Source organism: Bacillus cereus group sp. N24 (genome assembly GCF_016483345.1).
Classification (GTDB): domain Bacteria; phylum Bacillota; class Bacilli; order Bacillales; family Bacillaceae_G; genus Bacillus_A; species Bacillus_A toyonensis.
This window is the reverse complement of record NZ_JAEHCA010000003.1, coordinates 234,069-259,744: the sequence shown is the minus strand read 5'-3', so window position 1 is coordinate 259,744 and position 25,676 is coordinate 234,069. Positions and strand designations below refer to the sequence as shown.

Here is a 25,676-nt window from a genome sequence, read left to right as displayed (position 1 = left end):
GTGAGCGAGAAAGAACATCGTGTGTCAAGAAGACAGTTTTTAAATTACACACTTACAGGAGTAGGAGGCTTTATGGCAGCGGGTATTTTAATGCCGATGACGCGATTTGCGCTTGATCCGGTGTTAAGAAAAGAAGCGGGAACAGATATGGTTGCTGTTGCGCAAGTAAAGGATATTACAACAGAGCCGAAGCGTTTCGACTTTAAGGTGAAACAGGTTGACGGATGGTACAAGTCTGAAGAGCCAAAATCTGCTTGGGTGCATAAAGATGAAAGCGGAGACATCGTTGCATTTTCTCCAGTGTGTAAACATTTAGGGTGTACAGTGAACTGGAATTCGGACAAAGCACATCCGAATCAATTCTTTTGCCCTTGTCACGGAGGACGTTATACAAAAGATGGTATGAACATTAAAGGCACACCGCCACTTGCTCCGCTTGATGTGTACGAGTCTAAAGTGAAAGATGGAACGCTGTATTTAGGAAAAGCGAAGCCAAAAGGGGGTGCAAAGTAGATGCTAAATAAAATTTATGATTGGGTAGATGAACGTTTAGATATTACACCGATATGGCGCGATATCGCTGATCATGAAGTACCTGAACATGTAAACCCGGCACATCACTTTTCTGCATTCGTTTATTGCTTTGGAGGACTTACCTTTTTCGTTACTGTAATTCAAATTTTATCTGGAATGTTTTTGACGATGTATTATGTGCCTGATATTAAAAATGCGTGGGAATCTGTTTACTATTTACAAAATGAAGTTGCGTACGGGCAAATTGTTCGTGGTATGCACCACTGGGGTGCTAGTCTCGTAATTGTAATGATGTTTTTACATACACTCAGAGTTTTCTTCCAAGGTGCGTATAAAAAACCTCGTGAGTTAAACTGGATTGTTGGTGTTCTTATTTTCTTTGTTATGTTAGGTCTTGGTTTTACCGGATATTTATTACCGTGGGATATGAAAGCGTTATTTGCTACGAAAGTAGGGATTCAAATCGCAGAGCAAACGCCGCTCATTGGTCCTTATATTAAAACATTACTCGCTGGTCATTCCGAAATTGTTGGCGCTCAAACATTAACTCGCTTCTTTGCTATTCATGTCTTCTTCTTACCAGCAGCACTTCTAGGTTTAATGGCCTTCCACTTCATCATGATTCGCAAACAAGGTATTTCCGGTCCACTATAAGAGATTGCTAAATTAAAGGGGAAAGAACTAAAGGAGGGAGATTATGCATCGCGGCAAAGGAATGAAATTTGTAGGAGATTCTCGAGTACCAGTAGCTCGGAAACCAAATATTCCAAAAGATTATTCTGAATACCCAGGAAAAACAGAAGCATTTTGGCCGAACTTCTTGTTAAAAGAATGGATGGTTGGTGCAGTTTTTTTAATCGGTTATTTATGTTTAACAGTGGCACATCCGTCACCGCTTGAGAGAATGGCGGATCCGACAGATGCCGGATATATACCACTTCCAGATTGGTATTTCTTATTTTTGTATCAGTTACTAAAGTATTCTTATGCTTCTGGTTCATTTACTGTAATTGGAGCGTTTATTATGCCAGGGATTGCGTTTGGAGCATTACTGTTAGCTCCATTTCTCGATCGAGGTCCAGAAAGACGCCCGTTGAAGCGTCCTGTAGCAACTGGATTTATGCTTTTAGCAATTGCATCGATTATCTTTTTAACTTGGGAATCTGTAGCACACCACGACTGGGAAGCTGCAAAGAAACAAGGTGCAATTGTAAAAACAGCACCAGTTGATAAAAATGATGACGGCTACAAGTTAATGCAAAAAAATACTTGTTTAACGTGTCATGGTGATAATTTACAAGGCGGGGCGGCAGCACCAGCTTTGCAGAACTTAACTTTAAAACCTGAAGAAATCGCTAAAATTGCGAAAGATGGAAAAGGTTCTATGCCTAAAGGTGTATTTAAAGGTACGGATGAAGAACTGAAAAAGCTTTCGGAATTCGTTGCAAAGTATAATAAAAAATAATAGAAAAGCTGACTACAAATTTTGTGGTCAGCTTTTTATTTTGATGACAGAAAGTTTACTATATAATAGAGTAGAGTTTGAGGAAAGAATGAAAGGTGTTGGACATACAGCTTGGTTTACTTGTATGCAATGTTAAGACAACGCTCAGTATTATTATTTTTATTGATTGTTAACATACTAGGTACAATTTACGGATTTATATGGTATGGAAATCAATTAAAAGAAACGTCACCTATATTTTGGCCGTTTGTACCAGATAGTCCTATGGCGACTCTCTTTTTTGTCTTTGTTTTAATTGCTTTCTTGCTAAAGCGAAACTGGGGATTAATAGAGGCGCTGGCAATTGTAACTTTAATAAAATATGGTATATGGGCTGTTGTTGTAAATGGGGTTATGATTTATGTAAAAGGTCCTATTGGCTTGATGGGGTATATGTTAATGCTATCGCATTTTGCAATGGCAGTGCAGGGATTGTTATATGCTCCGTTTTACCGTATAAAAAAATGGCATTTTGTAGTAGCAGGTATATGGACATTACATAATGACGCAATTGATTATTTATTTTGGCAAATGCCGAGATACGGAATTATGCATTTGTTTGTAGAGAAAATTGGTTATTTTACATTTTGGTTAAGTATTGTCGTACTGTGCATCACATACTATTATTGCGTACGTGAGCGCCGAAAACAGTTTTCTTTATGATGGTGTGAACATTTAGGGGGAGAAAATGAAGAGAAGTAAGAGTGGAAAAATATTGGATCGATTGATTACGTTAGTTGTTTCATATAGCATAGCATTTTCTATTTTTGCACTTGCAACAATGGCAGTTGTATATGGAAAATGGCTGTATTATTTTGAAATTGATTTTTTAAACATTCCAGATTTAGCGGATATGACAAAAGATGAAATTAAGAGAAATTATGATGTGCTAATTACATATTTATCTCCGTTTTATGACGGAGCATTACATTTACCGACATTAGATATGTCTACAAATGGTCGTATTCATTTTGTAGATGTTAAAAATATTATAGTAAAGATTCAATATGTGATGTATGCGACAATTATGATTGTAGTGATAGGCGGCGTTTATTTATTAAAAAGAAAAAACGAAAAATTTTTACTGCATGGATCGATTGTAACAATTATATTTCCGATAGCACTGGTGTTGCCAATCGCTATTAATTTTGAAAAGAGTTTTGTATTATTCCATAAGCTGTTATTCAGTAACGATTATTGGATGTTTGATATTGAATCGGATCCGATTATTTTAATGCTACCAGAAGAATTTTTTATGCATGCGGCGTGTGCTATTTTATTATTCATTTTAGGTGGTAGTATACTTTGTTACAGCTTGTATAGATATTTCGTAAAAAAGAAAAGGATTTCAAAGGAAAAATTCTCTGCTTAAAGAGAATTTTTTTGTTTGTAAAACGATAATATATTTTTCGGGACAGTTCTGTTCTATTCTTGTCCAATTCCACATATTTTGTACTAGTAGTTATAGGGGGGACCGGGATGAAGCGAACATTAATTGGATTGATAGCATTTCTAATTATAATGTTTCCGTTACGTATATATGCTGAAGAGTGGAGTGAACTAACGGGGTTGCTAGACGACTCGTTACAGTTAGTGAAGCGTAATGAAGATGAAAAAGCAGTACAAGTATTACAATATTTCTCGGAGCAGTTTTTAGTGAAGGGGAATGAAAAGAAGCAAGAAGTAACACCAGATCAAATTAGAGTCATTTCTTTAGCTTACGACAAAGCGAAACAATCTCTCTCGGAAGAAGATTTAGGTAAGCAAGTTAAAATTGATAATGTGATAGCATTACAACTTGCTGTTGATGCGCAAGTATCGAAATATCAACCGCTTTGGATGGAAAGAGAAGGGAAAGTAATGGATGCTTTTTCTCAAATGGAAAAAGCGATGAAAAAAGAAGATACTGGACAGTTTCAGCAAACGTTAAATACATTCTTAAATGAATTTAATATTATTTACCCAAGCCTAATGATTGCTTTGCCAGAAAACGAGGTGCAACGTGTAAATGCTCATTTATCTTATTTGGATGAATTTCGTAACGTTATGTTAAAAACGAAAGGCGGGCAAATGCAATTAGGAATCATTAAAGGAGATTTGCAAAAGATATTTCACACAGTAAAAAAAGATGAAATTGCCTCCTCTCTCATTTGGTTTATGACAATTACTGGAGGACTTATTTTATTCACATTAACTTATGTTGGATGGAGAAAGTATAAAGGCGAGCGAGAGAAAAGAAAAAGTAATGTACATTCTAAAAATAGATAATGAGATAAAGTGAACTTTAATCAGTGGGGAGGTTCACCCCCCATTGATTATTAGCCCTCATCAATCGGACGTTTACGGGCAGTGGGATATACCGCCTAACTTCTTTGCTCCAGCAGAATTTTGAGGTGGGAGTCTAACTGTCTACAAATAGCGGGATAAATAAAGATACGGATTGTAAGGTTTATTCATTGACAATGGTGGCAGAAAAAAATAGAATGAGAAGTACTATAATTAAAACTTCAATGGAGGTTCATGATGTTTTATTTAATTTACTTCGCGATCATTTTGATCATACCGTTGTATGCACAGTCAAAAGTACGTAGTGCCTATAGCAAGTATTCACAAGTTTATTCAACATCAGGTATGACAGGAGCAGAAGTGGCTCGGAAAATTTTAGATGAAAATGGATTATACAACGTAGCTGTAGAAGAAACGCCAGGTCATTTATCAGACCATTATGATCCATCTGCCAAAACAGTTCGATTATCAACAGATAACTATTATGGCCATTCAGTTGCTGGTACAGCAGTAGCAGCACACGAAGTAGGGCATGCGATTCAAGATGCAAAAGATTATAATTTCATGCGTGTTCGTCATTCATTAGTGCCAGTTGCTAATTTTGGCTCGAATATGTCTTGGGTTTTCGTCTTAATTGGTGTGTTTGCACAGATGTCTGGTTTATTGTTGCTAGGAATTATTTTGATGGCAGCAGGTGTTGTTTTTCAACTTGTTACATTACCAGTTGAGTTTGATGCATCAAAACGCGCAATGCAACAAATTGAAGCACTTGGTATCGTATCGACAGATGAGTACGGTCAAGCTCGTAAAGTATTAAATGCGGCAGCATTAACATATGTAGCAGCTGCAGCTGTAGCGGTATTTGAATTATTACGTCTTGTATTAATATATACTGGTATGCAGCGTAGCGACGACTAAAGACTATCACTTTGATAGTCTTTTTTTATTATCTGTAATAAATGGACAGGATAAAATGAAAGAAATATTGTAGGGAAATCATAATTAAGTAGCATACGATGAGGGGGGAGATAATGGAATATCCAGACCATATAGTAAAGCAAGTGAAAGAGCGTAGTGCTTCGTATCAGCTAGAAGGTTTTCTAAGTGGACAAGGCCCTGGAAACCCCAAAATTATGCTCGTTGGTGAAGCACCTGGTGAAACAGAAATTCATAATGGGATTCCGTTTAGCGGTAGAGCTGGAAAACATTTAATGGAGTTTTTAGAACGTATTCATGTTACAAGGGAAGAAGTATATATTACGAGTGCGGTCCGGAGTAGGCCATATAAATGGCGAGAGAAAAAAGAACGAAATGGCGAAAAAATACAGAAAAAGTATAATAGAACACCAAATCAAGGAGAAATACTTGCTCATGCACCTTTATTAGATTATGAGTTGGAACATATAGACCCTCCTGTTATCGTTACGCTTGGTAATATTGCATTACAGCGTTTAGTCGGTAAAAATCATAAAATTACAGATGTTCATGGAGAATTGTTAAAACAACCCGTGCAACAATTGAAAGATAGTTGCTGTACAGAATTTGTATGGACAGAAAAAGAATATTCTATTTTTCCGACCTTTCATCCAGCTTCTATTTTTTATAATCGGAGTTTGTTGGAGCTTATTTATGAGGATTGGGAGAAGCTGAAAAGATATGTAATAAAAAACTAGAAAAGCTAAAGAGCTTTTCTAGTTGAATTTAATTATGTAACGGATTTTTATTTTCATCTAATGTAAAACCTTCACCAACTACATCATGTACGTCACTTACAGCAACAAAGGCATGAGGATCTACAGAAGTAATTATATTTTTTAATTTCACGATTTCATTTTTAGCGACAACGCAATACAATACGTTCCGTTCCACTTTCGTATACGATCCAACAGCTTTTAAAAAGGTTGCTCCGCGCTCCATGTCAGATAAAATTTGGGCAGCAATTTCATCGTTTTTATCTGAGATAATAGTTGCTCCTTTTGCCGCATAGGCTCCTTCTTGCATAAAGTCAATGACTTTCGCTCCGATAAAAACAGCAACTAACGTATACATGCCTTCGCGGTATGATAAATAGGTAAGAATAGAGACGATAATGACGATAGCATCAAACATAAACATTGTTTTCCCCATACTCCAGCCAACATATTTATGAGCGAGTCTTGCGATAATATCTACACCGCCAGTAGTCCCCCCATATTTAAATATTATGCCAAGACCGATACCGATAAATGCCCCGGCGAATAAAGCCGCGAGTGTCATATCATTTTGTAAGTTTAAATGTAAGTTAAGAACGTCGTAACGCTGAAAAATCCATAGAAATAAAGATACGCTGAATGTGCCGATTAGTGTATAGATAAATGTCGTTCTTCCAAGTAACTTCCAACCAATAAAAAATATAGGGATATTTAAAATTAAGTTTGAATAAGAAGGGTCAAACTTAAATAGAAAATACAATAATAGTGTAATACCGGTAAATCCACCTTCTGCAAGGTGATTTTCAATATTGATATTCACAATACCGAAAGAAAAAATAGCGGAACCGATTAAAATGAAAATGATATTTCGAATCTTCAAACTTGATGTCATATAGAAATCCCCCTAATTATGTAGATTGCATTGCTCCGCTGAAACGGTAAAACATAATGATAAGTAATTTCTAGTTGTTAATAAAAATAGTGAAGGCTATAAAAAAACAATTGATTTTAGCTGATCTTTTGCCAAAACCGCAAAAGAAAGTTTCACTTCATTATAGTCTATCCAAAAAAGGGTCGCAAATAGGTGTTTGGCGGGGAATAATATTTGTCAAATCGCGATGAATTGGCTAACATGAAAGAGGAAGGATTAGAGGTGATTAGTATGGAAGCAAAAACGATGAAAGATATGCAGAAAGAAGTAGATGCATATATTGGTCAGTTTAAAGAAGGTTATTTCAGTCCGCTTGCAATGATGGCTCGTTTAACGGAAGAAATGGGAGAGCTTGCGAGGGAAGTAAACCATTACTATGGTGAGAAACCGAAGAAAACAACTGAAACAGAACGTAGTATTGAAGAAGAGCTTGGAGATGTATTGTTTGTTATGATTTGTATGGCAAATAGTTTAAATATTGATTTAGAAACAGCGCATAACATTGTAATGGAAAAATTTAATACACGTGATAAAGATCGCTGGACACGCATTGATGAGGGAGAGAAAGAATAATGAAAGAAATTAAAGTAATTATCGCTGGACCAAGAGGACGTATGGGACATGAAGCAGTCCTTCTTATGGAAAGAACAGAACATTTCAATTTAGTAGCAGCAGTAGACTATAAGCACGCTGGAGAAAAGATTTCAGACTTACCTGGTATGCCGATGTTAGATACACCGATTTACGCAGATTTACATACTTGTTTAGATGAAGTGGAAGCAGATGTATTATTAGATTTAACAACACCAGAAGTTGGAAAGAAACATGTGACACTTGCAGTTGAACGTGGACTTCGATCTGTTATTGGTACAACTGGATTTACGGAAGAAGAACTAAAGCAATTAACAGAAAATGCAAAAGAAAATAAAGTAGGAACAATTATCGCTCCAAACTTTGCAATTGGTGCAGTTCTTATGATGAAATTTTCACAAATGGCAGCGAAGTACTTCCAAGACGTTGAAGTAATTGAATTACACCATGATCAAAAATTAGATGCACCATCTGGTACAGCTGTCAAAACAGTAGAATTAATTCGTCAAAATCGTGAATCAAAGCAGCAAGGTCATCCAAACGAAGTAGAGCAACTAGAAGGTGCTCGTGGTGCAAATGTAGACGGTATTCACATTCATAGTGTACGTTTACCAGGACTTATTGCACACCAAGAAGTAATGTTCGGCGGGGATGGACAAATGTTAACGGTTCGCCACGATTCATTCAATCGTGCATCATTTATGTCAGGTGTAAAACTATCAATTGAAACAGTAATGAACATTGATCATCTTGTGTACGGTTTAGAAAACATTATCGACTAAAGGGGAGAAAAACGGATGAAAATTGCCTTAATCGCACATGACAAAAAGAAAAATGACATGGTTTCGTTTGCGTACGCATATAAACCGATTTTTGAAAAACATGAATTATTTGCAACAGGAACGACAGGACTTCGCATTATGGAGGCAACTGGCTTAGATGTAACAAGATATCAGTCAGGTCCTCTTGGTGGCGATCAAGAAATCGGTGCCATGATTGCAAAAAACGATATGGATATGGTGATTTTTTTCCGAGATCCACTAACTGCTCAGCCGCATGAACCAGATGTAAATGCATTACTTCGTTTATGTGATGTATATGCGATTCCACTTGCAACGAACATGGCAAGTGCTGAAATGTTAATGCACGCATTAGAACGAGGGGATTTAGATTATCGCAAGTTAAGAAAATGAGGGGAACAATTATGAGTGGATTACATATATTAGCGTTTGGTGCTCATGCCGATGATGTTGAAATCGGCATGGCGGGTACCATTGCAAAATATACGAAGCAAGGGTTTGAAGTAGGTATTTGTGATTTAACAGAAGCTGACCTTTCTTCAAATGGAACGATAGAGTTGAGAAAAGAAGAAGCAAAGACCGCAGCTCGTATAATGGGAGTAAAAACGAGACTGAATTTAGCGATGCCAGATCGTGGCTTGTATATGAAAGAAGAGTTTATACGTGAAATTGTAAAGGTAATCCGTACATATAAACCAAAACTCGTTTTTGCACCATATTATGAAGATCGTCATCCAGATCATGCAAATTGTGCAAAGCTTGTGGAAGAGGCTATTTTTTCAGCAGGAATCCGTAAATATATGCCAGAACTTCCACCACATCGTGTGGAGTCTTTTTATAATTATATGATTAATGGTTTTCATAAACCGAATTTTTGTATAGATATTAGTGAGTACCTATCGCAAAAAGTGGAAGCATTAGAAGCGTATGAAAGTCAGTTTTCAACAGGGAGTGATGGTGTTAAGACGCCGTTAACAGAGGGTTACGTTGAAACTGTGGTCGCTCGTGAGAAGATGTTTGGGAAAGAAGTTGGAGTCTTGTATGCCGAAGGATTTATGAGTAAGAAACCGGTTTTATTACATGCTGATTTAATAGGGGGATGTAAATGAAATTAAAAATAGGTATTACATGTTATCCTTCTGTAGGTGGTTCTGGAGTTGTTGGAACAGAATTAGGAAAGCAATTGGCGGAACGCGGGCATGAAATTCATTTTATTACATCGGGTTTACCATTTCGATTAAATAAAGTGTATCCAAACATTTATTTTCATGAAGTGACGGTGAATCAATACTCTGTATTTCAATATCCACCATATGATTTAGCATTAGCGAGTAAAATGGCAGAGGTTGCACAAAGAGAAAGTCTTGATATTTTACATGTGCATTACGCAATACCACATGCAATTTGTGCTTATTTAGCGAAACAAATGATTGGAGAGCGTATTAAAATTGTTACAACCTTGCATGGAACAGATATTACTGTGTTAGGTTCCGACCCTTCGTTAAATAATTTAATTCGTTTTGGTATTGAGCAGTCTGATGTTGTTACTGCTGTCTCGCATTCATTAATTGACGAAACGCATGAGCTTGTAAAACCAAATAAAGACATTCAAACGGTATATAACTTTATAGACGAACGTGTATATTTCAAGCGTAATATGTCTCAATTAAAGAAAGAATACGGTATAAGTGAGAGTGAAAAGGTACTTATTCATATTTCAAATTTCCGTAAAGTGAAACGTGTGCAGGATGTTGTTCAGGCATTTGCTAAAGTTGCTAAAGAAGTTGATGCGAAATTGCTTCTTGTTGGAGACGGACCAGAATTTTGTACAATTTTACAGATAGTGAAGAATTTACATATTGAAGATCGCGTTTTATTCCTAGGGAAGCAAGATAATGTTGCAGAACTGCTTGCGATGAGTGATTTAATGTTGCTTCTATCAGAGAAGGAAAGTTTTGGTCTTGTTTTATTAGAAGCGATGGCGTGTGGTGTACCTTGTATCGGAACAAGGGTTGGAGGTATTCCAGAAGTCATTCAACATGGTGAAACAGGATATTTATGTGAAGTTGGCGATACAACAGGTGTGGCCAATCAAGCCATTCAGCTATTAAAGAATGAAGAGCTTCACCGTAATATGGGAGAGCGAGCAAGAGAAAGTGTTTATGAGCAGTTCCGCTCAGAAAAAATCGTCTCACAATATGAAGCAATTTACTATGACATACTAAGGGATGACAAAAATGGAAAGATTTAAAAAAGCTAGTTCTATTATTGAGATATTAAAACAACAAGGACATGAGGCTTATTTTGTTGGTGGGAGCGTACGAGATCTTATTATCGATAGGCCGATTGGAGATATTGATATTGCGACATCTGCTTTACCAGAAGAAGTAATGGATATATTCCCAAGACATGTTCCTGTTGGTCTTGAGCATGGAACTGTAATTGTTGTAGAAAATGGTGAACCTTATGAGGTAACCACTTTTCGAACAGAAAGCGAATATGAAGATTTTCGAAGACCTAGTAGTGTTCAATTTGTTCGTTCATTAGAAGAGGATTTAAAACGTCGTGATTTCACAATGAATGCGATTGCCATGACAGAAGAAGGCGAAATGGTGGATTTATTTGCTGGGCAGGAAGCGATTCAAAAGAGAGAAATTGTGACAGTTGGAAATGCAGCGAATCGTTTTCAAGAAGACGCACTAAGAATGATGCGTGGCATTCGGTTTGTAAGTACGTTAGGGTTTTCTTTAGAAACGAAAACGAAGCAAGCGATTGAAACGTATGGACACTTGCTAGAACATATAGCAATTGAGCGCATCACAGTAGAGTTTGAGAAACTGTTAACTGGTACCTATTGTGTGAAGGGCCTCAAAGAATTAGTAGAGACGAAGCTATTTTCTCATTTGCCCTATTTACAAATGTCAGAAGAGAGACTGTTAAAAGCTACGCAGTATAAATGGGATTCTTTTGAAACAGACATTGAGGCATGGGCATTTTTCTTATATTGTATCGGAGAAGAGCATCCATCTGTATTTTTACGTCAATGGAAGTTTTCGAATAAAAAAATAAAAGATATTGTCGCAGTTTTATTAACAATTCGTACGAGAAAGGAGAAGGATTGGGATACAGTCCTTCTTTATAAAACGGGAATTCATATCGCTGAAATGGCAGAGAGAGTATATGAAGCGATGATTGAAAACTATAACCCTACATCTGTTAAACGAGTACAATCAATGTTTCATGCATTGCCAATCAAGGGTCGTCAAGAAATGAATGTGAGTGGGAATGATCTATTAAACTGGGCGAATAAAAAGCCTGGTCCGTGGGTTGCTGAAATGCTTCAAAAAATCGAAGAAGCGATCGTACAAGGAAATGTAGTTAATGAGAAAGAGAGTATAAGGGAGTGGCTGCAAAGATGCAATCTACTATAAGAAAGCAGTTGTTGCAAGTTTTTTCTGAAGCGGATGGAGAGTTTGTATCTGGCCAAACGATTAGTGATAAACTTGGTTGTTCAAGAACCGCTGTGTGGAAACATATGGAGGACCTTCGGAATGAGGGATATGAACTTGAAGCTGTGCGTCGATTAGGTTACCGCATTGCGGGGAAGCCAGACAAAGTAACTGCTAATGAAATTCAGTTAGGATTACAAACAGAGCGTATCGGTAGAACGGTTTATTTTGAAGAATCAGTTGAATCTACTCAGCATATTGCAGCAAAACTTGCTTATGAAGGAGTAGAAGAGGGAACAATTGTCGTTGCGGAAGAGCAAACTGCAGGTAGAGGCCGTTTAAGTAGAAAGTGGCATTCGCCAAAAGGAACAGGAATTTGGATGAGTATTATTTTGCGTCCATCGATCCCGGTTCATCATGCCCCGCAGCTCACTCTGCTAGCGGCTGTTAGCGTTGCACAAGCAATTGAAAAATGCACAGGTGTAAATGTAGGAATTAAATGGCCGAATGATATTTTAATTCAAGGTAAAAAGGCTGTAGGTATATTAACAGAAATGCAAGCGGATCCTGATAAAATCAATGCTGTCATTATGGGAATTGGTATTAATGCGAATCAAAAACAAGAACATTTTGATAAGGAAATTCAGCAAATTGCCACTTCTTTAGCGATTGAATCAGGTAAGCCAATTGTTCGTGCGGAACTTATGCAACAAATCTTTTTACAACTAGAAAAATTATATGAAGAGTATTTACAAAATGGTTTCTCTGTAATTAAAATTCTTTGGGAAAGTTACGCTGTGAGCATCGGGAAAGAAATTACTGCCCGAACGATGAGACAGACGATTACGGGGCTAGCAAAAGGGATTACAGAAGAGGGTGTATTGCTTCTAGAGGACCATGAAGGGAAAATACATCATATTCATTCTGCGGATATCGAAATGAAGTAAAAGAAGTTCCTTTTTTGGAACTTCTTTTTTATTTCAATATTTTTGAGTAGGCTTTGTAATGTGACAATACACTTTTTACAACTTAAGTTGTATGTAGAGTAACGTTCGATTAGCGCTGCTTATTATTTGATTATTACTTTTCCTTCCATTCCTTTAAGGAGATGGTATCTACATATTAATTCATATGTACCAGTATTTTTAGGTTTTACGGTAATGTTTTTTTCTTTTCCTGACTCAACTACGACGTCAATTCCGAGTTTTTTCACTGTAAAGGTGTGCTCGTTCTTACCTTTATTTTTTAATAACAATGTTGTTGTTTCTTCAATCGGAATAGTGATGACATTCGGATTAAAGTAATCATCGTTAAGTTCGACTTCAATCACTTTCGTTGACTCAATAGGTTGTGTTACGACGTTAGCTGAGGCAACTACGTTGATGGAGTCTAAAGTTATCACACTCACAATCATTACAAACAAACCGAGTAATGGAAATAACCACTTGTTCATAGACATTCGCAATTCTCCTTTTCTAAGTGCTTTTCTTCAATTAACCTGCATCATTAGTTTTAGGCTTATACTATACAGTCAAATAAAATATCAGTATCTTTAAATCAATTTTTTGCATTTAAATGGATTACAAAAGAAATTAACTTGGAGTTGTAAGGTATGTATGGGAAACACACCCACTTATTTTTTAGGACTGAATTCTCTGTAAAAACTATATAGCATATACACTATCTAGTTAAATTTCACATACCGTAATGGAAATAAAAAATTATTTTTTCAAAAAAATGTAGTAATTTCTTTTTGTACTTTGCTATAATTAGTTCGAATGTGGGCAGTATCAGAGCGAACTGCACCATGATTCGAAGCAGTACAAAAAATAATAACTTGGATTCTGCCTTGATCCAATAACGGACTGGGACAGAGGGATGAATAATGCCGACTAACACACAACCCTTCTGCCCTTTTATGGCCAGAGGGGTTTTTTATATGATTTCGGCCATCGCCTCTCTCCTGCATAAAGGAGGAGTAGTTTTTGAAAACAAAAACAGATTTTTTGAAGATGAAAGAGCAAGGTGAGCCGATTACGATGCTAACGGCGTATGATTATCCTTCTGCTAAATTAGCAGAAGAAGCTGAAGTTGATATGATTTTAGTTGGAGATTCTCTTGGGATGGTTGTACTCGGATATGATTCAACAGTACCTGTAACAGTAGAGGATATGATTCATCATACGAAAGCTGTACGCCGCGGAGCGAAAGAAACATTTATTGTAACTGATATGCCGTTTATGTCTTATCACATATCGTTACAAGAAACGATGGTGAATGCACGCCGCATCGTTCAAGAGAGCGGAGCACATGCACTGAAAGTAGAAGGTGCTGGAGAAGTTATATCAACGATTCATTATTTAACGAATGCAGGAATTCCTGTCGTAGCGCATTTAGGTTTAACTCCTCAATCTGTGGGAGTATTGGGTGGATATAAAGTGCAAGGAAAAGATGCTGAAAGTGCAAAGAAATTAATAGACGATGCAAAGAAATGTGAGGAAGCTGGTGCGATAGCACTTGTGTTAGAATGTGTGCCAATGCAGTTAGCAGAATTAATTTCGAAGCAATTAACAATTCCAATAATCGGGATTGGAGCGGGACAAAAAGTAGATGGGCAAGTTCTTGTATATCATGATCTCATCTCATATGGGGTAAATCGTGTTCCGAAATTCGTAAAACAGTATACGTCTGTTCAAGAGGAAATTGTACGTGGGATTTCTCAATATGTTGCTGAAGTGAAGACAGGGCAATTTCCTGAAGAGAAACATTCGTTCACAATGAAAGAAGAAGAATGCTTAGCGTTATACGGGGGAAAACAGTAATGAAAATCATAACTACAGTGCAAGAGATGCAGCAAATTACGAGCGAACTTCGTACAAGTGGAAAGAATATTGGTTTTGTTCCAACGATGGGTTATTTACATGAAGGGCATGCTACTTTATTACGCAAGGCAAGAGAAGAAAATGAAATTGTAGTTTTAAGTGTGTTTGTAAACCCACTACAGTTTGGGCCGAACGAAGATTTAGAGCGATACCCTCGTGATATTGAGAGAGATGAAAGTGTAGCAAAAGAAAACGGTGTGGATTATTTATTTTATCCGAGTGTAGAAGAAATGTATCCGGCAGAACAAACAACAACAGTAGAAGTTGTAAAGCGTACTGACGTATTATGTGGAAAACAAAGACCTGGTCACTTTTCTGGAGTTGCGACTGTACTAATGAAATTATTTAATATTGTAATGCCAAATCGTGCTTATTTCGGTATGAAAGACGCACAACAAGTTGCTGTAATTGAAGGATTTGTAACTGATTTCAATATTCCAGTAACGATCGTACCAGTTGATATTGTAAGAGAAGAAGATGGATTGGCAAAAAGTTCTCGTAATGTGTATTTATCACAAGAAGAACGTGAAGAGGCTTCTCATTTATACCGCAGTCTATGTATAGCGAAAGAAAGAATTGAGGCAGGCGAACGTAATTCAGAAATCATTACAAATCTTGTGAAAGAACATATTGAGACGTATACGAAAGGTACTGTAGATTATGCGGATTTATATGCATATCCGTCATTGGCAATAGTAGGGGAAATGGAAGGAAGAATCATTTTAGCTATTGCAGTTAAGTTTGAAAATGTAAGATTAATTGACAATATAACATTAACGGTTAAATAAGGGGGAGCATCTATGTTTCGCACAATGATGAGAGCAAAGTTACATCGTGCAACTGTAACGGAGGCAAATTTAAACTATGTAGGTAGTATTACAATAGATGAAGATTTAATGGATGCAGTAAATATTGTAGAGAACGAAAAAGTTCAAATTGTAAATAATAATAACGGTGCGCGCTTAGAGACATATGTTATTAAAGGCGAACGCGGTAGCGGTGTTATTTGTTTAAACGGTGCTGCAGCAAGGCTTGTACAACCGGGAGATAAAGTAATTATAATTTGTTATGGCTTAGTTACGGAAGAAGAGGTTCATAAACAAGAACCAAAAATTGCAGTGTTAGACGATCAAAATCAAATTGTTGAAATGTTAGGTGCTGAAAAGGCTGGTACAATATTATAAAAGAGGAAAGCTATCTCTATATCAGGAGATAGCTTTTTTGTGTATCTTTTCATTAAGATGAGATAAAACGTGGTATAGTAACATTATATGAATTATTGTTGTTTGAAAGGTAAGAAATTGAGGTGTTACATATATGAGTAAACGTTATGTCGTTGTTGATTTAGAGACGACAGGAAACTCCTGGAAAGACGGGAAAGATAAAATTACCCAAATTGCAGCTGTTGTAGTAGAAGATGGAGAGATATTGGAGATTTTTTCATCTTTTGTTAACCCAAAGAGAGAGATTCCCGTATTTATTACAGAATTAACAGGGATTGATGAAAGTCTTGTAAAACAAGCCCCGTTATTTCAAGATGTAGCCCCGATGATTGTTGAGCTATTACAAGGTGCCGCTTTCGTTGCGCATAATGTTCACTTTGATTGGAATTTTTTAAACGAAGAATTAAGGCAGGCTGGATATACAGAAATACATTGTCCTAAAATCGATACGGTTGAATTGGCACAAATTCTTTTGCCAACAGCCGATAGTTATAAATTACGTGATTTAGCTAAGAAACATGAACTCGAACACGATCAACCACATCGTGCGGATAGTGATGCTCTTGCGACAGCAGAGCTGTTTTTACAATTTTTAAATGAAATTGAAAAATTACCACTTGTTACATTACAATCACTTTATGAATTGAGTGATGTTTTCCAAAGTGATATAGCTGATGTGCTTTCTGAAAATATTTTAAAGAAAGTAATGCATGGTAAAGAAATAAAAGCGGAATATGAAGTGTATCGCAATATTGCACTGAGAAAACGGAACTATTCCTTAAGTCTTGGAGAAACATATTCATTAAAGTTTGATGCTTTCTTGAATAAAACGATGGATAAACTGGAATTACATATGCCGAAGTTTGAAAGAAGAGAAAGTCAGCAAATGATGATGAAAGAGATATATACGGCGTTAAGAGATTCTCGTTTTTCTCTTATTGAAGCAGGTACAGGGACGGGAAAGACTCTTGCTTATTTACTTCCTAGTCTTTATTTTGCGAATAAAAAAGAAGAACCTGTCGTTATCAGTACACAAACGGTACAACTTCAACAACAAATACTTGAAAAAGAAATTCCGTTATTGCAAAAAATAATGCCATTTTCATTTGAGACAGCTCTTCTAAAAGGGAGAAAGCATTATCTTTGTTTACATAAATTTGAATATGCTTTGCAAGAGGAAGAAAAAAATTACGATATGGCACTTACGAAGGCGAAAATTTTAGTTTGGTTATTAAAAACTGAAACAGGTGACCGAGATGAATTAAATATTCCAGAGGGCGGAAAGTTACTTTGGAATCGTATTTGTAGTGATGCGTATAGTCCGGGCGGTATGCAAAGTAATTGGTTTAGTCGATGCTTTTATCAGCGAGCGAAAAATAAAGCTTTATTTGCAGATATCGTTATTACAAATCATGCATTATTATTTCAAGATTTTTCAAGTGAAGAACCACTGTTTTCTTCATGTGAACATATAATTTTTGATGAAGCTCATCATATTGAAGAAGCTGCGAGTAGAACACTAGGTGAACAGTTCTCTTGTATGTATTTTCAATTGATTTTATCTCGACTTGGTACACTAGAAACGGATGATGTGCTTTCTAAAGTATATAAAATGATGAAAAAATCAGAGCAAGCATCCCGTTCTACTTTCCGTATGATAAGCCATAGTTTGAAGGAACTTAAATTTGATGCGGATGAACTATTCCAAATGTTACGTACTTTTATATTTAAACAAACAAAACAAGAACAAGGAACGAACAATATGCCGCTCATTTATCGATATAACACGGAAGTAGAGCAAGGTAAGTTGTGGGATAGTATTGTTGAGTTAACAAATCGTTTTGTATATGAATTAAGAAGAATAGTGACCATACTTGAGAAACAAGTAGATATATTGCAAAGTAAGTTAGAGTGGGAAATGCATGTTGTTACGGGTGAATTTATGCATTTAAGTGGGTTACTGAGAAAGATGGCAGAATCATTACAGTTGCTCATATTGGAAAAAAATGCATATGTAACTTGGATGGAGACGGAGACGAAAGGAACGATTCATTCAACCATTTTATACGCGCAACCAGTTCATATTGGTGAAAGGTTTGCTGATGAATTTTTAACAGAAAAAAAGAGTGTTATCTTTACATCTGCAACATTAACAGTTAACGATACATTTGACTATATAAAAGAAGAGCTTGGCTTACATGATTTTGCTCCAAATACTTTACAGGTTCAATCGCCATTCCATTATGAGAAACAAATGAAATTAATGGTTTCAACGGATGTACCGTTTATTAAGCGAGTAAGTAATGAGGAATATATTGAATCTGTATCGGAACATATTGCCAAGATAGCAAAAGTTACAAAAGGGAGAATGCTCGTTTTATTCACTTCGTATGAAATGCTGAAAGAAGCGTATGCGAATTTGAAAAGCAATGATGAATTAGAAGGCTATCTATTATTAACACAAAGTGTAAACAATAGGAGTCGAAGTCGCTTAATTCGAAAGTTTCAAGAGTTCGACAAGTCAATATTGTTAGGCACGAGCAGTTTTTGGGAAGGAATCGATATTCCAGGAGATGCCTTGAGTTGTCTTGTCATTGTCCGTCTTCCTTTTACACCTCCTCATCAGCCGATGATGGAAGCGAAAGGTGAATGGCTAAAAAATCAAGGTGAGGATGTATTCGCAAAATTAGCGCTCCCGCAAGCAATATTACGTTTCAAACAAGGATTTGGGCGTTTAATTCGAACGAATACTGATACGGGGACGGTAGTAGTGTTAGACCGTCGATTGACGAGTTCTTCCTATGGAAAAAGATTTTTACAATCAATTCCTAACGTACCTCTTTATGAAGGACCGTTAGAAGAGTTGTTGGTGCAATTAGAAGAACCGTCAAATGAATAAAAATTGGAAGAAAAATACGCCTGAAGTACTTATAAACTTCAGGCGTAAAAAATGTGGGTAGGAGGAATTTTATTTTTCTTACTTCTTGTATACAAAATGTATTGGTTTTCGACTTGAAACCTTTTTTTGCTGTACATGTCCTGCTATAATAGATGGGTGATGAAGCAGGGGTTGTAAAGAATGTACTCTTATTGTAACCGCATTGCGTTCTTCTATAATTAGAAATTTTTGTGTAACGGAGGAGTTTTTTCATGGAGAAGAAAATCGAAGTACTATCAACGACGCGTATTAAATATTCGTCAGATTTGTATAAAATTGTTGATAGTTTGAATCGTACGTTAAAAGAGCAGGACCTCATGTTCGGATTAGCATTAGACGAAAAAGACAAAGAAACAGCTGTATTTACGATTTACAGAACGTAGTGATACAATGAAAAAGTGGATCTTTGCAATCATTATCGTTATCGTTGCTAGCGGAATATATGGGGCGTATGTTTATAATAAAGCGATGGACAAGAAAATTCCCAAAGAGTCGAAATCTGTAGAAATTGCTAAAGAAAAAGCAAAGCTTACAAAAGTGACATCTGTTGATTATTACAACGGAAAAGCTGCATATACAGTCGTACAGGGTACAGATGAAAAGGGAGAACATCTTATCGTTTGGGTGCCTGAGAAAAAAGGGGATACCGTAGTAAGGAAAAAGAGTGAAGGTATTTCCGAAAAAGAGGCTATACAAAGAACAATAGAACAAGTCGGCGATAAAGAATCAAAAAGAAAGCCGAAAGAAATTCTGAAAGTGAAATTAGGCTTTGAAAAAGGTATTAGAGATGGTGTACCAGTAGAAGTACCATTATGGGAAGTTACATATATTGATTATGACAATCGTTATAATTACTACTATCTTGAATTTAAAGATGGGTCGTTTTTAAGACGATATAGCGCTCAAAAATAGATGTAGGGGGAACTACAAATGAAATTAGCAAAGCGAGTAGCTGCTTTAACACCGTCTTCAACTTTAGAAATTACAGCAAAGGCACAAGCGTTAAAGGCAGAAGGTCATGATGTAATTGCATTAGGGGCAGGAGAACCTGACTTTAATACACCAGAGCATATTATGGAAGCTGCGCATAAAGCGATGTTAGAAGGGCATACGAAATATACGCCAACAGGTGGATTACAATCGTTAAAACAAGAAATTGTGAAGAAATTTACGCGCGATCAAGGCATTCAGTATGAGCCATCTGAAATTATTGTATGTAATGGTGCAAAACATGCATTATATACATTATTCCAAGTGTTGCTTGATGAAGGAGATGAAGTTATCATCCCAACTCCTTACTGGGTAAGCTATCCAGAACAAGTAAAGCTTGCTGGCGGTAATCCGGTTTATGTAGAAGGTTTAGAAGACAATGAGTACAAAATTACAGCAAAGCAGTTGCGTGAGGCAATTACAGAGAAAACGAAAGCAGTTATTATTAATTCACCGAGCAATCCAACAGGAATGATTTATAGCAAAGAAGAATTACAACAGCTTGGAGAAGTATGTTTAGAACATAATATTTTAATCGTTTCAGATGAAATTTATGAGAAGTTAATTTATGGTGGTGCGGAATATACTTCAATTGCCCAGCTTTCTAATGCATTAAAAGAACAAACCCTAATTATTAATGGTGTATCTAAATCTCATTCTATGACAGGATGGCGTATTGGATATGCAGCTGGAAATAAGCAGCTGATTAAAGCGATGACGAACTTAGCGAGTCATAGTACGTCAAACCCTACTTCAATCGCTCAATACGGCGCAATCGCGGCATATGCAGGCTCACAACAACCTGTAGAAACAATGCGCCAAGCATTTGAAGAGAGATTAAACATTATTTATGATAAATTAATTCAAATCCCTGGCTTTACTTGTATTAAACCGCAAGGCGCGTTTTACTTATTTCCTAATGTAAAAGAGGCTGTAGCTTTATCAGGATATGATACAGTTGATGAGTGGGCGAAAGCTTTATTAGAAGAGGAAAAAGTTGCTCTTGTGCCGGGTACAGGATTTGGGGCTCCAAATAACGTTCGTTTATCATATGCGACATCTCTTGAACAAGTAGAGAAAGCATTAGAACGTATTCATACGTTTATGAAAAGTAAAGTGAAAGCTTAATTGTATATTTCGTTAATACAATAAAAAACCTCTCTATATAATAGGGAGGTTTTTTTGACGAATTGTGGCAAAAAGAAATAGCGAAAGGTGTGTTATACTAGAGAACGAGGTGTTTGGTGATGAAAAAGAAAATGATGTTACAGTGGTTTGAACAGGGAAGCATTGCGATTCCAAAATTACTTATGATGCATTATAAAAAATTAGGGTTAAATGAAACGGAATTTATGGTTTTACTTCATGTGCATACATTTTTAGAATCGGGAAATTCGTTTCCGACTCCGTCGGAGATTTCCGAACGAATGACAATAGCGGAAATGAAATGTATGGAAGTAATTCAAACATTGATTCAAAAAGGTTTTTTATCACTAGAAGGTGGACAAAGATCAGAAGCGATGATGTGTGAAAGTTATTCTTTACAACCGCTATGGGAAAAAATATTGCATTTCTTAATGAATGAATCAATAGAGGAAGAACAAAAAGAAAAAAAACAACTGCAAGTAAATTTATATACAGTATTTGAAAAAGAATTCGGAAGACCACTTTCTCCATTTGAATGTGAAACATTGGGAATGTGGGAGGATCAAGATCAACATCATCCGAATTTAATTCAAGCGGCTCTACGAGAAGCTGTGATGAGCGGTAAGCTGAACTTCCGATATATTGATCGTATTTTATTTGAGTGGAAAAAGAATGGAATTAAAACAGTAGATCAAGCTCAAAATCAAGGACGGAAATTTAGAGCAAATCAGCAACGAGCGCAACAAGTAACAACACAAGAGACGAAATTTACTGGGAAAGTGCCTTTTTATAATTGGTTGGAGCAGTAATGTAGGAGGAAGTCTATGTTAAATAAAACGCAAATTCGTTATTGTTTAGACACAATGGCGGATATGTATCCAGAAGCACATTGTGAATTGATTCATGATAATCCATTCGAACTTGTAATTGCAGTGGCATTATCTGCACAATGTACAGATGCACTTGTAAATAAAGTGACGAAAAATTTATTTCAAAAATATAAAACACCAGAAGATTATTTAAGTGTTTCTCTAGAAGAGTTACAACAAGATATACGTTCTATTGGATTGTATAGAAATAAAGCAAAAAATATTCAAAAATTGTGCCGAATGTTATTAGATGATTACAATGGAGAAGTGCCGAAAGATCGAGATGAGCTTACGAAGTTACCTGGTGTAGGACGGAAGACAGCAAATGTTGTAGTATCGGTAGCATTTGGGATACCGGCAATTGCTGTCGATACGCATGTAGAGCGGGTGAGCAAACGATTAGCGATTTGTAGATGGAAAGACTCTGTATTAGAAGTCGAAAAAACATTAATGAAGAAAATTCCGATGGATGAATGGGGCGTTACACATCACCGTTTGATTTTCTTTGGACGTTATCACTGTAAAGCGCAGCGACCACAATGTGAAGAGTGTCGATTGCTAGAAGTGTGTCGCGAAGGAAAGAAGCGAATGAAGGGGAAATAAAGGATGGAGCGAGTTATAGGAGTACCGAAAGAATTTCGGTACTTACCATTTTTTCAAAAAAACGCAAATTCGATTAAGTATCATACAGACCAATCTTTTGAAGAAATCATACAAAATACTTACTTTATATTTGATATAGAAAGACAATATGAGCCGTGGAATGAAATTGAAAACAGTATTCCGGTAATGTTGAATGTATGGAAAAATAAGCATGAAGACATTGCCACATTATTTCGAAACAGAAAGAAACAAGAAGCTGAAGGCCCGATGATTCTTTTTGCAGCACATTTGTTATCAATTGTATATTGGCTAAATGAGCAACCTGTTCATAGTTTGAATGAAATGGAAGATTACACGAGTGAATTGGAAGTACAACCAGTTAATTTTATGGAGCGATATTCGTTCATTATAAAGAAACCAAATAATTATCATTCTTATATTCAGTTAGCACAGTTGTATATTGAAATAGAAAAGTTATATGTAAAGAAAATGATAACAAAAAAGAAGTCCTTTCCTCGTTAAGAGAAAGGACTTCTTTTTTTGTATTAAGACTCTGTTGTAACAACATTTCCGTCTGCGTGAGGTGTATCTTCACCTGTATTTTGTTGTTTCTTAGCCTCTTCTTCAGCTTTCTTTTGAGCCTCTTCTTCAGCTTTTTTCTTAGCTTCTTCTTCGGCTTTTTTCTTAGCTTCTTCTTCAGTTTTTTTCTTAGCTTCTTCTTCAGCTTTCTTTTGAGCCTCTTCTTGTTGTTTACGTTGTTGTTCTTGTTGCTCTTGTTGTTTACGCTGTTCTTCAGTAGCCTTTTTCTGAGCTTCTTCTTGTTTTAGTTTATCTTCATTAGCTTTTTTCTGAGCTTCCTCATCAGCTTTTTTCTTAGCTTCTTCTTCGGCTTTCTTTTTGGCTGCCTCTTCCTCAGCTTTCTTAGCGTCTGGAGTTCCACCAGGGGCAGTGAAGGATGCACCAACTGCAGGACTTGTTCCAGTACCTTTTTTCGCTACTACAGAGAAGCTGTAAGTAACACCAGGCTTAATACCACCAAGAGTAGCTGTTGTACCGCTAACTGATAAGCTACCGCTAGAACCGTCTGTAGCTTTATAAGTTGCCGCATAAGCATCAACTGCTGTTGGGCCAGACCAGTTTAGTGTAACTGTACTAGCGCCATCGAAAGCGACATTAAGGCCACTAGGTGGATCTACTTTAATTTCTTTAATTGCATCTTTTTTCGCACCTTTTACGTATAGCTCGCCGTTTATTTCTTGTACAGAAGAAGGGCGTTCGAAACGAGATTTATCTGTAGCGAATTTGCTCATCATTACTTGGAACATTTGTTGCGCAATTTTAGTATAACGATCGCTAATGTAATTTTCTGGACCATTCTTTTCGTAACCAGTCCACACAGCCATCGTATATTGTGGTGTATATCCAGCGAACCAGCTATCTCTGTTAGCATCAGCTGGGATGCCATATTTTTTTACATCTCTTGCATCAAAGTTTTGTGTTCCTGTTTTACCAGCAACGTCAAAGCCAGAAACATATGCTGTTGGCCCTGTACCGCCGGAACCAGGTTTTACTACGTCACGAAGAACGTCAGTAACCATGTAAGCTGTATGGTCGTGCATTGCACGTTGTTCTTTCGGTTTAAAGCTTTTCTTTTTTCCGTCTGGGAAAATAACTTCTTTAACGAAATGAGGTTTATTGTATACACCGTCATTTCCAAATGCTGCATAAGCCCCAGCGACATCTAACGGAGAGCTTTCATTACTACCGATTGCAGTAGATTCATGTGCTATCCCATCTTTAAACGTCATGCCTAAACCTTCAGCAAACTCTTTTGCCTTAGGAATACCGACTGCTTGAGCTGTTTTTAAAGCCGGGATGTTTAATGACTTCTTCAATGCTTCACGAAGTGAAACGTCACCTTTAAAATTACCGGTAGCATTTTTAATCTTTGTGCCATCAGAGTAAGTATATTCAGAGTCATTTAATTGATGATAAGTAGACCATTGAAGGTTTTCAATTGCAGGACCATAATCGAAAATTGGTTTCATTGTTGAACCAACTTGGCGTTTTAAATCAACAGCCATATTATGACCTTTGAAAGTAGACTTACTTTCTTTACGCCCAGCACCAATTGCTCGAACTTCTCCAGACTGTGTATCCATAAATACAAATGATCCTTGGAACTGATCGTTTGGATACTTAATGAGATTGCCATCCATAATTTGTTCAGCGTACTCTTGAGCACCTCGATCAAGGGTTGTATGAATCGTTAAACCATCTGAACCGATATTTACATCAGGGTATTCTTTTTCAACTTCTTTTACGACAGCATCTAAAAATGCTTGAAACTTCATTTCAGTTAGTTCTGATTTTTTTAGACCCTCAGTTACAGGGATCTTTATTGCGTTATTCATTTCTTCTTTTGTTATATAGCCGTGTCGATTCATTAATGTTAATACAATATTACGACGATTTGTTGCTCGTTCAACATTTTCTGGTTTTGTTGGATCATAAATGTTAGGACCTTGAGGTAAGCCAGCGAGCATCGCAGCTTCATGTAATTGTAAGTCCTTTAAATCTTTTTGATAATATTTTTGGGCCGCTGTTGCAATACCGTAAGAGCGATTACCTAGATTAATCTTATTTAAGTACATTTCTAAAATCTCATGTTTAGAGTATTGTTGCTCTAATTTGTAAGATAAGTACCATTCTTGCACTTTTCGTTTTGCGGTTTTTTCCATCGTTAGAAAATAGTTTTTAACTACTTGTTGTGTAATCGTACTACCACCTTGGGAACCGAAACCACCAGTGACATTTTCCATAACTGCTTTTGTAGTTCGTTTAAAATCAATTCCATTATGGTCATAGAAACGTGAATCCTCAGTTGCAAGGAATGCATTTTCAACTACTTTTGGAATTTGATCGTAAGTAACATGGGTTCGTTTTTCCGCACCATATTCATAGAAAAAATCTCCGTTCTTATCAAGAAATTTTGTTGATAAAGGATTGACAAGTTTTGATTTGTCTAATTTTGGAGCGTCCTTTACCATAACAAAGAAAGCGGAAACGCCAGCTACGAGACCAACGATACCAAGAAGTAGACAACCTATAAGGAACTTCTTAAAAAAGGAGCCTTTTTTCTTTGGTTTTTTTTCTTTATTTGTTTCTTCCGTTTGATTTTTCGCATGATTTCGTTCTGTACGAGAACGATAATTATCTGACATTATACTTTCTCCTAC

Annotated in this window: 28 protein-coding genes; 25 read left to right on the top strand and 3 right to left on the bottom strand. The window is 36.5% G+C overall.

All coding sequences use genetic code 11. From position 1 onward, the window contains the following. From qcrA to JDS95_RS07175, 8 genes are all read left to right on the top strand, one after another. Positions 1-513, top strand: coding sequence for a menaquinol-cytochrome c reductase iron-sulfur subunit (gene qcrA / locus JDS95_RS07210; protein WP_001290419.1), 513 nt, complete (start codon positions 1-3; stop codon positions 511-513). After that, positions 514-1,188, top strand: a complete 675-nt coding sequence (gene qcrB, locus JDS95_RS07205) for a menaquinol-cytochrome c reductase cytochrome b subunit (RefSeq protein WP_000932700.1) — start codon at positions 514-516, stop codon at positions 1,186-1,188. A gap of 43 nt (positions 1,189-1,231) precedes the next feature. Next, positions 1,232-1,999, top strand: coding sequence for a menaquinol-cytochrome c reductase cytochrome b/c subunit (gene qcrC / locus JDS95_RS07200; RefSeq protein ID WP_000554601.1), 768 nt, complete (start codon positions 1,232-1,234; stop codon positions 1,997-1,999). A 111-nt stretch (positions 2,000-2,110) separates the two neighbouring features. Next, the gene (gene lhaT / locus JDS95_RS07195; RefSeq protein WP_134853369.1) at positions 2,111-2,701 is read left to right on the top strand and encodes a lipoprotein heptaprenylglyceryl N-acetyltransferase LhaT; all 591 of its coding nucleotides are present in this window, start codon (positions 2,111-2,113) and stop codon (positions 2,699-2,701) included. 25 nt (positions 2,702-2,726) lie between these two features. Further along, a complete protein-coding gene (lit, locus tag JDS95_RS07190) occupies positions 2,727-3,410 on the top strand; it encodes a lipoprotein intramolecular transacylase Lit (RefSeq protein ID WP_000830608.1) in 684 nt (227 codons plus the stop codon). 107 nt (positions 3,411-3,517) lie between these two features. Then, positions 3,518-4,306: a sporulation protein YpjB gene (gene ypjB / locus JDS95_RS07185; protein ID WP_000831604.1), complete on the top strand. Its 789-nt coding sequence runs from the start codon at positions 3,518-3,520 to the stop codon at positions 4,304-4,306. A 255-nt stretch (positions 4,307-4,561) separates the two neighbouring features. After that, positions 4,562-5,242: a zinc metallopeptidase gene (locus JDS95_RS07180; protein ID WP_000499535.1), complete on the top strand. Its 681-nt coding sequence runs from the start codon at positions 4,562-4,564 to the stop codon at positions 5,240-5,242. Positions 5,243-5,355: 113 nt separating this feature from the next. Beyond that, entirely contained in the window at positions 5,356-5,997 is a 642-nt protein-coding gene (locus tag JDS95_RS07175; RefSeq protein ID WP_085449981.1) for a uracil-DNA glycosylase, read from the top strand. 28 nt (positions 5,998-6,025) lie between these two features. Here the strand turns inward: JDS95_RS07175 and JDS95_RS07170 are convergent, their stop codons facing one another. Beyond that, a complete protein-coding gene (locus JDS95_RS07170) occupies positions 6,026-6,907 on the bottom strand; it encodes a YitT family protein (protein WP_000204285.1) in 882 nt (293 codons plus the stop codon). 270 nt (positions 6,908-7,177) lie between these two features. On the opposite strand from JDS95_RS07170, the gene JDS95_RS07165 reads away from it, so the two are divergent. Genes JDS95_RS07165 through JDS95_RS07135 form a run of 7 tightly spaced genes read left to right on the top strand, consistent with a single transcriptional unit; the run spans position 7,178 to position 12,733 of the window. Further along, on the top strand, positions 7,178-7,519 hold the full coding sequence (locus tag JDS95_RS07165; protein WP_044810165.1) for a nucleotide pyrophosphohydrolase: 342 nt from the start codon (positions 7,178-7,180) through the stop codon (positions 7,517-7,519). Further along, on the top strand, positions 7,519-8,319 hold the full coding sequence (gene dapB / locus JDS95_RS07160) for a dihydrodipicolinate reductase (protein WP_000658795.1): 801 nt from the start codon (positions 7,519-7,521) through the stop codon (positions 8,317-8,319). The genes JDS95_RS07165 and dapB overlap by 1 nt, the downstream gene beginning before the upstream one ends. Positions 8,320-8,334: 15 nt before the next feature. Next, positions 8,335-8,730 carry a methylglyoxal synthase gene (locus JDS95_RS07155; RefSeq protein ID WP_000684758.1) on the top strand — a complete coding sequence of 132 codons (396 nt, stop codon included), beginning with the start codon at positions 8,335-8,337 and terminating at the stop codon, positions 8,728-8,730. Between the two features lie 11 nt (positions 8,731-8,741). Continuing rightward, on the top strand, positions 8,742-9,446 hold the full coding sequence (gene bshB1 / locus JDS95_RS07150; protein WP_000015658.1) for a bacillithiol biosynthesis deacetylase BshB1: 705 nt from the start codon (positions 8,742-8,744) through the stop codon (positions 9,444-9,446). Continuing rightward, a complete protein-coding gene (bshA, locus tag JDS95_RS07145) occupies positions 9,443-10,588 on the top strand; it encodes an N-acetyl-alpha-D-glucosaminyl L-malate synthase BshA (RefSeq protein WP_000768312.1) in 1,146 nt (381 codons plus the stop codon). The genes bshB1 and bshA overlap by 4 nt, the downstream gene beginning before the upstream one ends. After that, positions 10,575-11,768 carry a CCA tRNA nucleotidyltransferase gene (locus JDS95_RS07140; RefSeq protein WP_000439298.1) on the top strand — a complete coding sequence of 398 codons (1,194 nt, stop codon included), beginning with the start codon at positions 10,575-10,577 and terminating at the stop codon, positions 11,766-11,768. The genes bshA and JDS95_RS07140 overlap by 14 nt, the downstream gene beginning before the upstream one ends. After that, positions 11,753-12,733 (top strand): biotin--[acetyl-CoA-carboxylase] ligase, encoded by a 981-nt coding sequence (locus JDS95_RS07135; RefSeq protein WP_001192039.1) that lies wholly within the window; start codon positions 11,753-11,755, stop codon positions 12,731-12,733. The genes JDS95_RS07140 and JDS95_RS07135 overlap by 16 nt, the downstream gene beginning before the upstream one ends. A gap of 122 nt (positions 12,734-12,855) precedes the next feature. Here JDS95_RS07135 and JDS95_RS07130 read toward each other — a convergent pair whose 3' ends face one another. Then, positions 12,856-13,245 (bottom strand): cupredoxin domain-containing protein, encoded by a 390-nt coding sequence (locus JDS95_RS07130; RefSeq protein ID WP_000062349.1) that lies wholly within the window; start codon positions 13,243-13,245, stop codon positions 12,856-12,858. Between the two features lie 526 nt (positions 13,246-13,771). Between JDS95_RS07130 and panB the strand changes: the two genes are divergently transcribed. The 10 genes from panB to JDS95_RS07080 all read left to right on the top strand — a co-directional run bounded on the left by panB (position 13,772) and on the right by JDS95_RS07080 (position 22,959). Continuing rightward, a complete protein-coding gene (gene panB / locus JDS95_RS07125; RefSeq protein ID WP_000851101.1) occupies positions 13,772-14,608 on the top strand; it encodes a 3-methyl-2-oxobutanoate hydroxymethyltransferase in 837 nt (278 codons plus the stop codon). Continuing rightward, on the top strand, positions 14,608-15,456 hold the full coding sequence (gene panC, locus JDS95_RS07120; RefSeq protein WP_000692376.1) for a pantoate--beta-alanine ligase: 849 nt from the start codon (positions 14,608-14,610) through the stop codon (positions 15,454-15,456). The genes panB and panC overlap by 1 nt, the downstream gene beginning before the upstream one ends. A 12-nt stretch (positions 15,457-15,468) precedes the next feature. After that, positions 15,469-15,852: an aspartate 1-decarboxylase gene (panD, locus tag JDS95_RS07115; protein WP_000490175.1), complete on the top strand. Its 384-nt coding sequence runs from the start codon at positions 15,469-15,471 to the stop codon at positions 15,850-15,852. Between the two features lie 133 nt (positions 15,853-15,985). Further along, the gene (dinG, locus tag JDS95_RS07110; RefSeq protein WP_000044975.1) at positions 15,986-18,790 is read left to right on the top strand and encodes an ATP-dependent DNA helicase DinG; all 2,805 of its coding nucleotides are present in this window, start codon (positions 15,986-15,988) and stop codon (positions 18,788-18,790) included. Positions 18,791-19,041: 251 nt separating this feature from the next. Further along, positions 19,042-19,212 (top strand): YpmA family protein, encoded by a 171-nt coding sequence (locus tag JDS95_RS07105; RefSeq protein WP_000412179.1) that lies wholly within the window; start codon positions 19,042-19,044, stop codon positions 19,210-19,212. A gap of 7 nt (positions 19,213-19,219) precedes the next feature. After that, positions 19,220-19,741: a cell wall elongation regulator TseB-like domain-containing protein gene (locus tag JDS95_RS07100; protein ID WP_000758736.1), complete on the top strand. Its 522-nt coding sequence runs from the start codon at positions 19,220-19,222 to the stop codon at positions 19,739-19,741. 18 nt (positions 19,742-19,759) lie between these two features. After that, positions 19,760-20,947 carry an aspartate transaminase AspB gene (aspB, locus tag JDS95_RS07095; RefSeq protein ID WP_000761567.1) on the top strand — a complete coding sequence of 396 codons (1,188 nt, stop codon included), beginning with the start codon at positions 19,760-19,762 and terminating at the stop codon, positions 20,945-20,947. A gap of 119 nt (positions 20,948-21,066) precedes the next feature. Continuing rightward, on the top strand, positions 21,067-21,774 hold the full coding sequence (gene dnaD, locus JDS95_RS07090) for a DNA replication protein DnaD (protein WP_000728536.1): 708 nt from the start codon (positions 21,067-21,069) through the stop codon (positions 21,772-21,774). A 15-nt stretch (positions 21,775-21,789) separates the two neighbouring features. Next, a complete protein-coding gene (gene nth, locus JDS95_RS07085) occupies positions 21,790-22,437 on the top strand; it encodes an endonuclease III (protein WP_000933024.1) in 648 nt (215 codons plus the stop codon). Between the two features lie 3 nt (positions 22,438-22,440). Beyond that, positions 22,441-22,959, top strand: a complete 519-nt coding sequence (locus JDS95_RS07080) for a YpoC family protein (RefSeq protein WP_000442696.1) — start codon at positions 22,441-22,443, stop codon at positions 22,957-22,959. A 23-nt stretch (positions 22,960-22,982) separates the two neighbouring features. Here JDS95_RS07080 and JDS95_RS07075 read toward each other — a convergent pair whose 3' ends face one another. Beyond that, positions 22,983-25,661 (bottom strand): PBP1A family penicillin-binding protein, encoded by a 2,679-nt coding sequence (locus JDS95_RS07075; protein WP_001283081.1) that lies wholly within the window; start codon positions 25,659-25,661, stop codon positions 22,983-22,985. Between the last annotated feature and the right edge of the window lie 15 nt (positions 25,662-25,676).